The 14,574-nt window shown below is 70.9% G+C and carries 12 protein-coding genes, 1 pseudogene and 1 riboswitch; of the genes and pseudogenes, 7 read left to right on the top strand and 6 right to left on the bottom strand.

Going from position 1 to position 14,574, the window contains the following annotated elements; all coding sequences use genetic code 11:
- Window positions 1-40 precede the first annotated feature (40 nt).
- Window positions 41-2,614, top strand: coding sequence for an ATP-binding protein (locus tag ABD899_RS07030; RefSeq protein ID WP_345203989.1), 2,574 nt, complete (start codon window positions 41-43; stop codon window positions 2,612-2,614).
- Here the strand turns inward: ABD899_RS07030 and ABD899_RS07035 are convergent.
- Window positions 2,580-3,245 carry a hemerythrin domain-containing protein gene (locus ABD899_RS07035; RefSeq protein ID WP_345203991.1) on the bottom strand — a complete coding sequence of 222 codons (666 nt, stop codon included), beginning with the start codon at window positions 3,243-3,245 and terminating at the stop codon, window positions 2,580-2,582. The two genes, ABD899_RS07030 and ABD899_RS07035, sit on opposite strands and share 35 nt — an antisense overlap.
- A 212-nt stretch (window positions 3,246-3,457) precedes the next feature.
- On the opposite strand from ABD899_RS07035, the gene ABD899_RS07040 reads away from it, so the two are divergent.
- Window positions 3,458-4,057 (top strand): hypothetical protein, encoded by a 600-nt coding sequence (locus ABD899_RS07040; RefSeq protein WP_345203994.1) that lies wholly within the window; start codon window positions 3,458-3,460, stop codon window positions 4,055-4,057.
- Window positions 4,058-4,092: 35 nt separating this feature from the next.
- Here the strand turns inward: ABD899_RS07040 and ABD899_RS07045 are convergent, their stop codons facing one another.
- Window positions 4,093-5,469, bottom strand: a complete 1,377-nt coding sequence (locus tag ABD899_RS07045; RefSeq protein ID WP_345203997.1) for a nuclease-related domain-containing protein — start codon at window positions 5,467-5,469, stop codon at window positions 4,093-4,095.
- Between the two features lie 130 nt (window positions 5,470-5,599).
- Window positions 5,600-5,696: riboswitch (SAM riboswitch) on the top strand.
- A 40-nt stretch (window positions 5,697-5,736) separates the two neighbouring features.
- On the opposite strand from ABD899_RS07045, the gene ABD899_RS07050 reads away from it, so the two are divergent.
- Entirely contained in the window at window positions 5,737-5,967 is a 231-nt protein-coding gene (locus ABD899_RS07050; protein WP_345203999.1) for a hypothetical protein, read from the top strand.
- A gap of 66 nt (window positions 5,968-6,033) precedes the next feature.
- Here ABD899_RS07050 and ABD899_RS07055 read toward each other — a convergent pair whose 3' ends face one another.
- Window positions 6,034-6,723, bottom strand: coding sequence for a hypothetical protein (locus ABD899_RS07055; protein ID WP_345204001.1), 690 nt, complete (start codon window positions 6,721-6,723; stop codon window positions 6,034-6,036).
- Between the two features lie 132 nt (window positions 6,724-6,855).
- Window positions 6,856-8,523, bottom strand: a complete 1,668-nt coding sequence (locus ABD899_RS07060) for a nuclease-related domain-containing DEAD/DEAH box helicase (RefSeq protein WP_345204003.1) — start codon at window positions 8,521-8,523, stop codon at window positions 6,856-6,858.
- A gap of 140 nt (window positions 8,524-8,663) precedes the next feature.
- On the opposite strand from ABD899_RS07060, the gene ABD899_RS07065 reads away from it, so the two are divergent.
- Window positions 8,664-9,926 (top strand): hypothetical protein, encoded by a 1,263-nt coding sequence (locus tag ABD899_RS07065; protein ID WP_345204006.1) that lies wholly within the window; start codon window positions 8,664-8,666, stop codon window positions 9,924-9,926.
- Between the two features lie 134 nt (window positions 9,927-10,060).
- Here the strand turns inward: ABD899_RS07065 and ABD899_RS07070 are convergent, their stop codons facing one another.
- On the bottom strand, window positions 10,061-10,774 hold the full coding sequence (locus ABD899_RS07070; protein WP_345204008.1) for an NUDIX hydrolase: 714 nt from the start codon (window positions 10,772-10,774) through the stop codon (window positions 10,061-10,063).
- Between the two features lie 81 nt (window positions 10,775-10,855).
- On the opposite strand from ABD899_RS07070, the gene ABD899_RS07075 reads away from it, so the two are divergent.
- The 3 genes from ABD899_RS07075 to ABD899_RS07085 all read left to right on the top strand — a co-directional run bounded on the left by ABD899_RS07075 (window position 10,856) and on the right by ABD899_RS07085 (window position 13,441).
- Complete coding sequence (locus tag ABD899_RS07075; protein ID WP_345204011.1) at window positions 10,856-12,349, top strand: ADP-ribosylglycohydrolase family protein; 1,494 nt, start codon at window positions 10,856-10,858, stop codon at window positions 12,347-12,349.
- Window positions 12,346-12,591 carry a hypothetical protein gene (locus ABD899_RS07080; protein WP_345204014.1) on the top strand — a complete coding sequence of 82 codons (246 nt, stop codon included), beginning with the start codon at window positions 12,346-12,348 and terminating at the stop codon, window positions 12,589-12,591. The genes ABD899_RS07075 and ABD899_RS07080 overlap by 4 nt, the downstream gene beginning before the upstream one ends.
- 232 nt (window positions 12,592-12,823) lie before the next feature.
- Window positions 12,824-13,441, top strand: a complete 618-nt coding sequence (locus tag ABD899_RS07085; RefSeq protein ID WP_345204017.1) for a hypothetical protein — start codon at window positions 12,824-12,826, stop codon at window positions 13,439-13,441.
- 373 nt (window positions 13,442-13,814) lie between these two features.
- Here ABD899_RS07085 and ABD899_RS07090 read toward each other — a convergent pair.
- Window positions 13,815-14,574 (bottom strand): annotated as a pseudogene (locus ABD899_RS07090) (ATP/GTP-binding protein); the annotation flags it as partial.

Consider the following 14,574-nt stretch of genomic DNA (forward strand, 5'->3'; position numbering starts at 1 on the left):
GAGCACACGGCCTCGTGCACCCAACCGCTAGCGTTCCATCGTGGATTCGGGTGCGGCACCGGGCGACTTCGCCGTCGTGCTGCGCCGCCTGCGCGAGTCGCGGTCGCTGACCCAGGAGGAGCTGGCCGAGCGGTCCGGCCTCACCGCCAAGGCGATCGGAGCCCTCGAGCGCGGGGAGCGCCGACGCCCCTACCCGCACACCGTCCGGTCCCTCGCCGACGGCCTGGCCCTCGACGACGACGAGCGGGCATCCCTCGTCGCCGCCGTCCCCACCCGGGATGCCGTCGCGCGCCGCGCGCTCGACCCGCCCGTTCCGGGGCCGGCCGGGTCCTCCGGGGCGCGTTCCAGCGGACCTCGGGACGACAGCCCGGCCACCGCCACCGACAGCCCGGCCACCGCCACCTCCCCCGCCACCGCCACTGCCCCCTCCCCCGCCACCGGCGCGGGTGGGTCGGCCGTCCCGGGCGCGCACCCGGCATCCCGTCCGTCCGCCATCGGCGCGGGTGGGTCGGACGTCCCGGGCGGGCACCCGGCATCCGATCCGTCCGGCACATCGTTCGCCGCCCCGGCGACCACGCTCATCGGACGTGACGCCGAGGTCGACCGGCTGCGCGCCCTCATCAGTGACGGCCACCGGCTGGTGACGGTCACCGGGCCCGGTGGGGTCGGGAAGACCCGGCTCTCGCTCGAGGTGCTGGCCCGCGAGGCGTCGGCCTTCCCCGGCGGCGCGGTGGCCGTGGACCTGGCCCCGCTCCGCCAGCCCGCGCTCGTCATCCCCCGCGTCGCCGCAGCCCTGGGCCTTCCGGAGGCCGCCGACACCGACCCGCTCGACGCCCTGGTTCGCCACCTGAAGGGACTTCGAGTGCTCCTCGTGCTCGACAACCTCGAGCAGCTCACCGGGGCGGCCCCCGTGCTGGCCGACCTCGTGGCCCGGTGCCCCGACCTCGTCGTCGTGGCGACCAGTCGGGCGCCGCTGCGGGTCCGCGCCGAGCGCGAGGTGGTGCTGAGCCCGCTGGCCACGCCGGACAACGACGACGTCGAGACCGTGGCCGGCTCCCCAGCCGTCGCCCTGCTGCTCGACCGGGCCGCGGCCGCCGGCTCCCCCACCGACGTCACCGACGACGACGCAGCGGCACTCGCCGCGATCGCCCGACAGCTCGACGGGCTTCCCCTCGCGCTCGAGCTCGCCGCGCCGGGCCTGCGGCTCCTCTCCCCCGCGACCCTGCTCAGCCGCCTGCAGGAGACCGGCGTCGGCGCCGGCCTGCGCGACCTGCCCGAGCGGCACCGCACGATGGCCGCGGTGCTCGACTGGAGCATGGACCTGCTCGAGCCCGAGGAGGTCGCCCTCTTCGAGCGGCTCGCGGTGTTCAGCGGCGGGTTCTCGCTCGACGACGTCGGGCCCGTCGCGCACGACGGTGACGGCGCCGACGTCCTGTCCGCCCTCGGCGCGCTCGTCGACCAGTCACTCGTGCTGCGCGTGCCGGCACCCGACGACCAGCCACGCTTCCGCCTCCTCGAGCCGGTGCGGCAGTTCGCGATGCAGCGGCTCCACGCCTCGGGTCAGGCCACCGCGACCGCCGACCGGCACGCCGCGCGCTTCCACGCGCGCGCGTCGGCCTTCCGCGACCCGCTCCCGGGGCCGGGCCTCGCCGTCGCGCTCGACCGGCTCGAGGCCGACCACGCCAACCTGCGCTCGGCCTACCTGCGCCTGCTCGAGCTCGACCGCGACGGGGATGCCGCCGAGCTGGCGGGCAGCATCTGGCTCCACCTCGCCCTGCGCGGCCACGCCCGCGAGGGGCTGGCCTGGCTCGAGCGGATCGGGCCCGGAGCGTCCGACGTCGCGCGCTGCCGGGCGCTGACCGGGCGGCTCGGCCTGCTCATGGTGACCGGCGACGTCGAGGGGATGCGGCACCACACCGACGAGGCCGTGAGCCTGGCCCGACGGGTCGCCGACCCCGGGGTCACGTGCGAAATCCTGGTCCTGGCAGGGCAGGGCGCGGTCTTCGCCGGCGCGCTGCCCGAGGCCGAGCGGCTGCTGGCCGGCGCCGCGGTCGCGGCGTCGGAGTCCGGGCGCACGTGGGTTGCGGCCCACGCCAGGCTCGCCCAGGGCCTGCTCGCCCTGACGGCCGGCGACCTCGCCACGGCCGGCGTGGTGCTGTCGGAGGCGGTGGCCACGGCGCGCGAGCTGGGCAACCCGTTCACCCTCGCCACCGCCCTCAACATCAACGCCACCCTCACCGAGCTGCTCGGCGACGAGCCGGCGACCGCCGCGCTGCTCGGCGAGGCGGTCGCCCTGTCGCTTGCCGCCCGGTTGAGCTGGACCCTCGGCTACTCCCTGCCCGCGCTCGCGAGCGTCGCGCAGCGGCTGGGCGACCCGGCATCCGCGGCCTGGCTGTTCGGGGCGGGCGCCTCGATCTCGGCGGCGGATGCCGTCGACCCCACCTTCCCGGTGTCACGGGCGCTGTCCGACCGCGGGCTCGACGCCACCCGGTCCGCCCTCGGCGAGCCGGCGTTCACCCGCGAGTGGGATGCCGGCCGCGCCGCGAGCGCTGCCGAGATCCGGGCCCGAGCCGCGACGGTCATGACGCGCGCAGGCGGTGCACGTAGCGCCTGAACTGCCACGCGCCGACTGTCGTGAGCAGGAGCCGGATCGGCAGCGGGAGGTTGCCGAGCATCCGGGCGCGCTCGGCGTCGTCGGCGTCCTCGAGCACCAGGCCGAACATGATCGGCAGCTGGCTGGGGCTCATCGAGTCCTTGCCGTGCTCGCCCATCCGGTTCCACTCGGCCGCGGTGACGTGGCGCGAGGCCAGCGGCAGGATCTCGCGTTCCTCGAGGTCGAGGTGCTCGACGAGGGCGGCATCGAGCCGCTCGAAGAGCCGGGCGAGCTGCTCGCCGGCGGCGTGCGTCGGGTTGGCCTCCCAGGCGATGAGCGCGGGCGTGACGGCCTCGATGTGGCTGTCGACGGCGTGGTGCTGGGCCTGCATCGTCTCGACAAGGCCGGTGCTCGGCGCGGCCCGCTCGAGGAGCAGCGGCCACAGCACGACGTCCTCTCCGGTGTGGTGCATCTCGAGACCGTCCAGGCAGAGGCGCAGGTGGTCGGCGACGACCTTGGCGCGGCGGGTGTCACCCTCGGGCGTCGTGCGGATGTGATCGGCGGCGGCGCCGGCCTCCCGCCGGAAGGCGCGGTGGACGACGACCATCTCGTGCACGTCAGGTCGCTGGTCGGTGCGGGCGGTGGTGGTCATGAGAGCTCCTCGTGTGCTGGGTTGGTCCGGTGTCACCAGCCTCGCCACGGATGCCGTGCCACCCCACCCACAGCGCCTCCACACCGGCCCCACGCTCGGGCCCCATCTGCCCCATTCGCGCCGCCCCGCCGACAGCCAGCATCCGAGACAGCCCCCGGTGTCCATCCACAGGCTTGCCGCAGGCGGCAGCCACCCGGGGATAGGTTGCCGATGTGCCTGACGACGACATCCACGACCGCTTCCACCAGCTCCTCGAAGAGGAGTCGAACCGGGGTCTGGGCGACATCCCGCTGCGTGCCACAGCCGCCCTCTCACCGTTCAGCCTGGCGCAGATGCAGGGCGCGACGAACCTCCTCCACAAGGCCATGCGGGCGCTCGAGCACGGCGACGAGGCTCGGGCGCGCCGGTTCGTCGAGCGGGCCGTCGCGCTGCCCTACGACGAGCACGAGCGGGTCCACCCAGCCGCGATGATGGCGCACCAGGAGATGTTCCTCGCCGTCACCGACGCGCTCGAGGACGGCGAGGACGACTGGCTCGGCGCCATCGCCGACACGTTCGCGTCGGCTCCGGAGCACGCCAGGTACTGCCTGCGCGATGTCCTCCTGGCGGTGCTGCAGGACTACGACCTCTCCGACGACGAACAACGACGCGTGCGCCGGCTCATCAGGGAGGTTCCGGAGCGGGCCGAGCTGCACGACCTCGACCTCCCGCCCGAGGAGATGGCGACGGCCGTCCTCGACGTCCTCGAGGGCGTCATCCACTTCGCCGACGCCTACGAGGAGGCGATCAGAGTCGACGACGACGAGGAGTGAACGGAGCCGAGGGGAGGTCACGACTCGCTCCGACATCAGGGTGCGGGCTCGGTCAGGCGTTCAGCGGCGCCGCTGGCAGCCTCCGCGAGCGAGGCCGCGACGCGCGCCCCCTCCTTCGGCGACAGGCCGAGCAGGTCGTGCGACACCTGGACGTGGATGCTGCGGGTGGCGGTGGCCGAGCCCTTCGTCGACGAGATCGGGATGCCGGCCCGCACCCACAGGAAGGTCGCCTCGCCACCACGTGAGTAGCCGGTGTGCACCTCGGGCCCGCCCGCGTCCGCGGACCCCTCCAGCATGGGGTGGAGCGCCTCGACCGGGCCTCTCAGCTCGTGCAGGCGCAGGGCGAGCATCCGTCGCCCCTCGTCGTCGGTGGTGTGCCAGTCGCAGCCGAGCGGCCCCGGCGTGGCGGCGAGCTCTTCCGCGCGAAGCGCCTTGACGGCCCGCGGATCGACGTCCGCGCACGACAGCCGTGCCGGCGTCGGCGTCGGCGCCATCGCGTCGGTGACCGTCCTCGTGACCATGTCGGATGTCGTGCGGTTCACCAGTCCGGATGCCGTGCGGCCCACCAGATCGGATGCCGTGCGGCTCACCACCTCGATCACCCCGCTCGTGACCATCCACCACAGGGCGGCCAGCCCGAGCAGGGCGAAGACCTGTCGAACGACGGCCGCTCGCCGCCGGCCGCGCGTTGACCGCGCGGGACGGCCGCGGTTCGACTGCCGCCCGGGCCTGGCCGCAGGTGCCCGCCCGGCCCGTCGCGGCCTTGCGAGCCTCGTCGACCGTTGGGCCCGAGCCAGATCGGCCCCGATGGCCGCGAGGAGAGCGGGATCCGTCGTCGTGGAGGGGAACTCCGTCATCACGAGCGTGGAGAGCCGATCGAGCACGTCATCGTCCACCACGCGCGTGCGCGCCTCGAGCCAGCCGACCAGTCGACCTACCGGCACCACCCAGATCCCACGGATCTGCTGCGGTTCGCCGAAGTGCGCCGAGCGGCTGCCGGCGAGGCAGAGCACGGGAGTGACCGGCATCCCGAGGCGTGTGGCCATCTCCCGGCCCATCGCATGCACCTTGGCCACCTCGGAGTGCTTGGCCTCGTGGCTGCGGTGGCCCGCGGTGTCCCACCGGTGCTGGTAGAGAACGCCGTTCCACTCGGTGACGTTGCCGCCCCAGTTCTTGGCGTCGACGAGGATGACACCCGCCGGTCCGACGACCACGTGGTCGAGGTTGGACTCGGCCAGCCCCGGGCGGAGCAGCCGGTCGTGCAGGACGACCCAGGGCTCAGGCAGCGCCGAGAGCGCCTGGGCGACCCGACGCTCACCTTCCGCGCCGGCCGCCCACGCGGCCGAGGCGGCATCCCCGCTGGCACGCAGGTGCTCGGCCCTGCGCTGCGCACTGCCCCCGGACTCCCCCACCGATCCCCCTGTCGTTCGACGCCATGCTGGCATCGAACGGCGCCCCACCGCAGGCAAACCGGAGACGTTGCCAAGGCGTGCCGGCCTGATCCGGCGCCGCTGTCGGCCCCGTGTCCTAGAGTGGTGCACGGCTCACGAGAGGCAGCGACAAGCCCTGGCTTGCTGTCCGGCAACCTCCCCGCCGAGGTGCCCCAGGTGACGAGCCGGTCGTCAGACAACAGCGGATCCGGGGTCGTCCCGGGTCCGACGGACCCGGAAGGAACCACCATGCCCACGAACCCGTACCCCCGCGTCGAGATCGGCCACGGACTCGTCGCCGACCTGCTCACCGAGCTCTCGGATGCCGACCTCCTCGCCTACCTGCGCTGGTCCGACTGGCAGTGGCTGCACTCCGACCAGTCGGGGTTCACGCGGTGGGGCTTCTCGAAGCTGTGCTCCTCGGCCCGCCGGGAGTGGGTCGGCCGCAGCCACGACGCGAGCGCGCTGCCCCACCGGTGAGCCGGCGCGGTCGCCGGCAGTCGGAGGCCGGCGTGGCAGTTGACCAGATCTCACGGAAAACGCGCCTCATCCTCGAATGGCGATCCAAGCGTCATGCCTCTCGTCCCACGGCGGGCGCACCGCCGGATGGACCAGGGCGTGCCACGTCAGAGACCGCCCTTCGATTCGAATCGCCCGCGCCTGGCGGTAGGTCTTCTCGGTGAGTACGCCCTCCGGATGCCCCGTCATCTGTTGCACCACGCGCGCCGCCGCGTTGCCGAGCGTCACGAGTATCTCCGCCCCCGAGGCCAGGATCTGTTCACGAATCCGCCCGTGGTGCAACGCGGCCCGTCGCACGATGTCGCCCTCTGACGGATGTGGCTGCATGTCAACTTTCGGCAGCCCCAGGGTGTCAATCAGGCTGGCGTAGACGCCATCTCCGGTCACCCGTTTGGCGACTCCGGTACTCAGCATCGACGTCGGCAGGCAGTCCGTCACGAAGTAGTCCATCGGGTCCACACCAAGGGGCTTGAGCCACCGCTCGTGCAGCGCTCGGCCTGATGTGCCGTTCATCATCGACGGCCTGACGCGGCCCCACGAGGGGTCGAAGTGCTCCGATCGCCACCTCTCCACGAAATGGTCCATCCCCAAGCCGTCCCAGAACGGGTAGGGCTCATTGTCGACGGGCAGGGCTGCAATTCGCCTTCCGAGCGGCGGTGGGGGCGTCCACTCGACGTGGAGGGCGGACGGATAGGCACCGAGCACGAAGGCTCGCACTCGACGCAGTGGAACCCCGAGTGCGAGTTCGTTGACCGGTGCTCCGAATGGGAAGGTGCCCATTGCGCCTCCTGCACTTGGGAGTGTGGTTGCGGCACAACCTAGCTGCGGAGCCGGCCTCAAGGCCGACCGTCATGAAAGCCCGAGCCGCTTGGCCACTTCGTGCCCGCCCATCTCGGCAATGACGTCGGGGGGTCCCACGACCACGAGCTTGTCCGTGGCCCGTGACAGCCCGACGTACAACCGCTCTCGAGACCGTTCACGCGGCATCCGCTCGTTGACGCAGAGCACCACCACCCGGCGCTCCAAACCCTTGCACCCGAGGACGTGACCGTAGAACACGCAGTCCTTGTCCCAGAAGGTCCGCCAGTAGCCCTCCTGCCCCTCCGACTCCTGCAGAGCCACCTGCTCAGGGTGCCGTGCACCCGTCGTCAGCAACGCGACGTCCTCGGGCCGCCATCCCTCCTCCAGAAGCGGGTCGATCTGGTCGTCGGCGACGTCGAGGGCGTCCTCGGCCGACGCCTCGACGTAGGTCACCTCAGGTCCGTCACCACCGCCGGCATACATCCGCATCGGTGCGAGCGGCGCGAAGGAAGTCAGGATCTGGCGCGTGTTGCGGAGGCATGTATCGAGCACGAGCGGGACAAGCGGCACCGGCGGCCGGCCGAATCGGGCGAACACCCGCTGGTTCTCGTCGCTGTAGACGTAGACCCCTCCGTGGTCCTCGTCGTGCAGGCACCGCATGATCGGCGTCCACCACCCGTCGGCGAAGTCCTGCGCCTCGTCGACGACGACGGCGTCGAACCGCTTGCCGTGGGGAAGGTCACCGACGCGCTCGGTCATCTCCGCGGGCAGCCGGTTCTCCCAGAAGTCGGTGTCGTCGCGCCCGCCGAACTCGCTGACGCCCAAATAGGCCGCGAGCTCCTCGAACGTCCCGACGAACGCCGGCCGGTGCTTCCGGTCAACGGTGCCCATGTAGCGCTTGAACCAGCTGGCGAGCCCCACTGAGTAGCAGAGCAGTGCGACCCGCTGGGCCGGCATTCCGTGCCTGCCGCGGGTCAGCTCCTTGGCCTGGGTGAGGGCCAGAACGGTCTTGCCACTGCCCGCCCCACCGCGGACCTCGACACGGTTCATGAGTCGGGTGACGCCGAGGATCGTGGCCTGCTCGATGGTCAGCCGGTCGGCCCGCGCCTCACGCTCGTCGGATTCGGCGAGCATGGTGCGCTGCGGGAGGTTGCGGCCCTTGAGGATCTCGACGATGAGCTCGCAGTCGTCGTGGGTGGGCACGCGGTGCCCGCCCTCCTGGCGTGCGGCGACGTCCCACAACCGCCCAGCTAGGTCGGCCTGGTCGCCGCACCCGCTGATCATCCAGCGCGGGCAGTCCGGCGTCTCGAAGTCGTCGGACAGGTGCGTGTAGGGCGCCGCGATGGCATGACCGAACCGCACCCGGGTGCGGCTCGAGCCCTTCCATCGAGGGTCGCGCTCCATGTAGGCGCGCAAGGCGTACTTGCCGTCCCGCCCCTGGTCCACCGGGTGCACGACGCGCCGGCCCTTGCCAGAGCCGACCACCCATTCACCGTCCTCCACGCGGAGGTCGCCGCCCTTGACCTCCACCACGACCACGCCGACATCGGGCATGAGGACGATGACGTCGAGCTCGTGGTCCTTCTTCTCGTCGGTGAGACGGACGTTGGCGAGGACGGTCCAGTCGTCGTGGCCCTGCTTCAGCAGCCGCTGCCACACCTCACGCTCGGACTCGGTCGCGAACTGAGGGTCATCCGGGATGCCGTGGGCCGTCATGGCGCCATGGTGGCACTTGGCTCCGACACAACGCTTTATCCCTGGCACCTGCGCCCGAACCTGTGGGCGCCGGGAGGTAGCGTCCCCCGGGGGAACAAACCGCGCCCTCGATGACACACCACCGTGATCAGGAGTCGACAGTGGACCACGAGATCCAGCTGCTCAGTGACGGCGACGGCCTGGCGGTGATCGGCGAGCCCACGGCCGTCGAGCGTTTCCTCGCCGCCGAGGGCCTTCCCTCGAGGGATCTCGGTCTCGCGAGGCTCTCGACCACACTGCGTGCGGGGTCTGGAGCTGCGCAGGTGGGCTCCCAGCTCGCCGCGAACTCGAGCCGGTGGGTGCAGCTGACCCCCAAGTCGGCTGCCGCACTCAAGAAGTTCGAGGCGATGAAGGGCTCGAGCTCGGACGTCAGTCGCGCCGTGATGATGGACAAGGGCAAGGCCAAGCACATCCTCGAGTTCGCCAAGGCGCCGGGAGCCAAAGCCCTGCTGTCCAACCCGGCGGTCCTGGCCGGTGCCGCGGGACTCATGGCGCAGCTGGCGATGCAGCAGTCCATGGACGAGATCACCGACTATCTCGCGACGATCGACAAGAAGGTCGACGACGTGCTCCGCGCCCAGACGGACGCCGTGATCGCGGACATGATCGCCGTGGAGCTGCTCGTCGACGAGGCCATGACCATCCGGGAGCGGGTGGGCCGGGTCTCCGAGATCACCTGGTCGAAGGTGCAGGCGACGTCCATGACGATCGCGCGGACCCAGGCCTACGTGTTGCGTCAGCTCGATGCGCTCTCGGAGAAGGTGGAGCAGCAGCGCAAGGTCGGTGACATGGCGGAGGCATCTCGTGCTGCCGCGTCCCGCGTCCAGGAGTGGCTCGCTGTTCTCGCCCGGTGCTTCCAGCTCCAGGACGCGGTTGCGGTGCTCGAGCTCGATCGCGTGCTCGACGCCTCACCCGAGGAACTGGACGAGCACCGCCTCGCTCTCCGAGCTGCCCGGCAGAACAGACTCGACCTCATCACTCGCAGCACGACGCTCATGCTGTCGCGCATGGGCGCGGCCGCCGGCACGGCCAACGACAAGGTGCTGCTGCACCCGTCCGCATCCGGGGTGGTGGTGCGGTCGAGTGCCGAGGTCACGAAGTCAGTGGTCGACCTGCAGGTGCGTCTTGGCATCGAGGGCGGCGACGGCTCATTGGAGGCGAGACGTTGGACGACGGCGGCAGTGGAGGTCCGGGACAAGGCACTGCGATCCGGAGCCGACGGCGTCGGTTCCGCCCGGCATCTCGGCGATCAGGCCTTCGGCCGCGCCAAGTCGGCCGGTGGGAGGTTCTCCGCCGGCATCGCTGATCTGAGGGACCGCCGACGCGGCGCGAAGGAAGGCTCCGACGAGGGCACTGAGCAGTAGTCGGCGCACGACGACGACGCGACCATCGACCGGCTGCTGACCGCAGCAGGATCCGCGCCAGCGGACCGTACCTGACGCCTGGACGACCTCCGCTGGCAGGCTCCGCCGTCCAGCCGCCGCACGGGCCGACGAGGTCAGGGACGGGTCATCGGCGGCATGAGCCGCGCCGCGCGATCCGCGGTGTAGGTCCTCGACGGCCGACCACGACCGTCGCGGCGCATGTTGCCGGTCGGCTTGAGGAACCCCTCGATGCCCAGCACCTTGCGCTGGAAGTTCGCCGGGTCGAGCTCTCGACCTCCACCCCAGACCGCCTCGTAGACACGGCGAAGCTCACCCACGGTGAACTCCCTCCGGCAGAACGCAGCCGCCAACCCGGTGTACTCGATCTTGGCCCGCGCCCGCTCGAGGCCGTCCGACAGGATGACCCGGTGGTCGAACGCCAGCGGTCCGTGCCGGCCGTCCAGCACCTCATCGACGGGCAGCCACATCGCCTCGGCCGCGTCGGAGCCCGCCGTGGGCTCCGGCACCTCAGCAGCCAGCACGACCCACGCGACCGTCACGACCCGTCCTCGCGGGTCACGGTCGGGGTCGCCGTAGGTCGCGAGCTGCTCGAGCTCCACGTCGTCCGGACCGACTCCGGCCTCCTCCTCGAGTTCGCGGTGGGCCGCGGTGACGAGGTCCTCGTCCTCCTCGACGAATCCCCCCGGCAGCGCCAACGCGCCCCGGAACGGCTCGCCCCCACGGCGGACGAGCAGCACGCACAGCCGACCGGCCCGGATGGTGAGGACCACGAGATCGGCCGTCACGCTGAAGATGGGGTGCTCGCTGACGTACTTCTTGCCGCCCACGCCGCCTCCTTTTGGTGTAGTTGACAAAAAAAGCTCGCGCCAGTATTTTGTCTGTGCGACAAAATATCACGAGGAGGGCCCATGGAACTGACACCACGACAGACGGACCGAGCGGCGGGGGTCCTCCTGGCCCAGGCCTGTGGCGACGCCCTGGGAGTCCCGTACGAGTTTGCGCCCGGCCACGAGTCCGATCCGGTCATGAAGGGCGGGGGCCTCGGACCGTACTCCCCCGGCGAGTGGAGCGACGACACCCAGATGGCGCTCTGCATCGTGCGGATAGCGGCCACCGGCGCGGACCTCGAGTCCACGGAGGCGCTGGATGAGATCGCCGACTCTTTCGTCTCATGGAGCCGCACCGGCGCGACCGACGTCGGCACCCAGACCCGTCGCGTGCTCGACGCGACCCGACCGTCCCAGGACGAGCCCCTCAGCGCGACGATGGCGCGCCACGCCGCGAGCCTGCACCACCGCACGGGGAGGACCGCGGGCAACGGCGCGCTCATGCGCACCTCGGTGGTCGGGCTGAGCGCGCTCGCGGACCGCGAGGCGACGGCGCGTCGGGCCCGGGCCGTCGCCGAGCTCACGCACGCCGACCCGCTGGCGGGCGACTCCTGCGTCATCTGGTCCGACCTGGTGCGGCACGCGGTGCTGACCGGCGAGCTCGACGTGCCAAGGCCCCTCGACCTCCTTCCTCCGCACCGCCGCGACGACTGGGCCGCCCGGCTCGACGAGGCGGTCCGGCACCCGGACCCGGCGCGTTACTCCGCGAACGGTTTCACCGTCGTGGCGCTGCAGGCGGCCCTCGCCGCCGTGGAGCACGCCCACCGCACCGCGACGGGCGCGCGGCGGCTCCGGCGCGGTCTCATCGAGGCGGTCGGCGGCGGCCACGACACCGACACGGTGGCCGCGATCGCCGGCGGACTGCTCGGCGCCCTCCACGGCGCCTCGGCCGTGCCCGCCACGTGGCGGCGCCAGGTCCACGGGTGGCCCGGGATGAGGGGACGGGACCTCATCCAGCTGGGAGTCTCCACCGCTCGAGGAGACTGCGACGACACGCGGTGGCCCGGCATCCGGACAATGGACTACACGACACAGCTGGATGCCGGCCGCCCCCTCGGCGTGACCCACCCGCACGATGACGGCGTCGTCATCGGCACGCTGGCCGACCTGGGTCGCCTCGACGATCTCGGGGTGGACGCCGTCGTGTCGTTGTGCCGGAGGGGTGTCGACGATGTGCCGGCGCCGCACGTGGCCCCCGAGGACCACGTCGAGGTGTGGCTCATCGACTCCGAGAGCCCGGAGGGCAACGCCGACCTCGACTTCGTGCTCGACGATGCCGCGGCCGCCATCGAGGAGCTGCGGTCCGAGGGCAGGCGCGTGCTCGTGCACTGCGTCGCCGCGCAGATGCGCGCCCCGAGCGTCGCCGCGCGGTACTCCGTCCGGCGCGGCATCCCGTCCGAGGTCGCAGAGCGCGACCTGTGCGCCGTCCTCCCAACGCTTCGCGACTGCGATGCGCTGCTCTGGGCCTCCGCGCTGCAACCCCTGACCAGCTCGACGAGGGAGGCCACGCAATGACGAACGACCGGGCCGCCGAGGAGCGGTGGGAGGATGCCGTTCGCGGACTGATGCTCGGCCTCGCCCTGGGTGACTCCGCCGGTCGGGGGCTGGGCTCGGATGCCGGCAGGGTCATCCGCTCCGGAGTCTCGGCTGGGAGAGCTGCCACGACGCCGGCGGAGCACCGACACCTGGCTCACCACCCGTCCGGGCCGCCCGCCGACACCGCGTCGGCAGCGATCGGGGCGATGGTGATGCCTTGACCCATGGCCCAGCGCTCACGCCGGCCCGGGGGCGCCACCCGGCGAGCGGCGGCACGACGAGGTTCGTCGCCGTGACGAGCAGCCCCACGTAGACGTCGCCCTCGACCCCACGAAGGCGGACCGTGCTGGCCCCACCGTGCCATGAAGCGGCAAGGCGGGTTGATGCTCAGGGTCGGCCGACAACGGATACTGTGGCGCGCTCAGCTTCGTTTCGACGTCAAGGATCCGACTGATGGTGCAGGTCTTGCTGAGATGGTCAGTTCGCCTCGGGGCGGTGGCAGTAGCGGCCCTCCTGGCGGTAACTGGATTCACTGTGGCGAAGGACAAGGGTCTGCTCTCACCGTTCGGGATCGACTCCGAGGGTCAGGACACGCAGGTCATCCAAGCGGTCACCCGCACTCAGGAAGTCTCCCTCTTGAGGTTGGCCGTAGAAGGGATCAACCAGGAAAAGCAGGACAACGCGGACCTCCTCGGCATTGACATTCCAGGAACGGGTCGAGTCACCTTTGTCCGTTACAGTTTTGGGGCGAAACTCGGCATCGACGGCGAGGACGTGAACGTCACGAAGACCGGGGAGAGCGCGTACCTGGTCTCCATCCCGGAGTTCATCGTCATCGGCTACGACAAGCCGAGTTTTGAGACCGCCGTCGAGGACGACGGCATCATCAGTTGGACCACCCCGGAGATCGACAAGTTCGAGATGGTCAATGAGGTCTTCAACGAGGCCGCTCAGCAGAAGTACCTCGAGCAGCACCGAGCCGAGCTCAAGGATCAGGCCGAAGTCTTCTACAGCAGCCTGATCACCAGCATCGACCCGGCGGCCCAGACCACTTTCGAGTTCGAGGGCTAACCAGGGAACAAGTCGGCAGCCGACGGCGGGCCGTCGGCATCCCAGACCCGGGTGTACGCCTCCGCCACCAGCGGCCAGACGTGCTGCAGGCCGTCCTCGACCGACTCAACTCCCACGGCAGCATCACCAACCACCACGAAATCGTGAGGGATGACACGACCGGCCGCGTCTCTCCGCCCCAGTGGGTCCGGAAACCGCACCGCGACGGCGTTCCCAGCCCGGCACCATCCTGCCGGCTCGTCTCCTATGGGAGCGAAGATGCGTTCGTAGGCCGCCAGAGGGTCGCCCACCCCTGCCGTGAGCAGGAAGCGAAACCCCCAGGAACGCCCCCGCGTAGCCCAGATGAGGCCCGTGGGAGCAGTTTCGGCACCGCTCACTTGAGGCTCCGGACGAGCAGGCGATCCTTGACACCCTGCTCCAGGTCCAACTTGAACTGGGTCAGTGTCGCCATCAAGTAGTCACGGTTCTCGCGTGCTTGGGCATTGAGTTCCCTGAGCTTGGGCCCTGCGCTGTCGGCCGCCGCTAGCAGCAGCGGAATCGCAGCCACGCTCGCGACCTTCCCGACCTTCGGCAGCCTGGCGATGGCCTTGGCTACCTGGGTCCCGACGACACCTGTCAGGACCGCCGCAAAATCCTCAGCGCCATCCGCCAGGGTGTCGAGGACTTTCCGTGGGATCTCCAGCCGTTCGCTCCACAGAAGACGACGCTCCAACGGGAGCAACGAGGCCACGGGCATGATGAGGTCGAGGCCAATGCGCTGTGTCACGTCAATCTCCACTGGCACTGCGTCGGCCTGGGACAGCTCGAACTTCGCCGAGGACAGCAGCATGAAGTCCTCGCCGACGGACAATGCCTGAGGGGTGTCCACGAGTTCTTCGAGTGTTTCGCGGAGCCGGTCGATGTCGCCGGCTGCCTTCCCGATGACGAGGTCACGGAAGTTGTAGATGTCCCAATCGGGGAACAGGTCAGCCTTGGAGAGCGCCAAGATCCAGATCCGCGGGAACTCGACGAGGCGATCCTCCTCGGCGAGCAGGTCGTCCTTGAGCCGGAGCAGTCCTTGGCGGAAGTTCGTCAGGAGCGATTTTAGGGGCTCTTCGAACTTGACCGGGCACCGGTGCCCTGCGTGGTGACGC

The organism is Fodinibacter luteus (assembly GCF_039541575.1).
Lineage (GTDB): Bacteria > Actinomycetota > Actinomycetes > Actinomycetales > Dermatophilaceae > Fodinibacter > Fodinibacter luteus.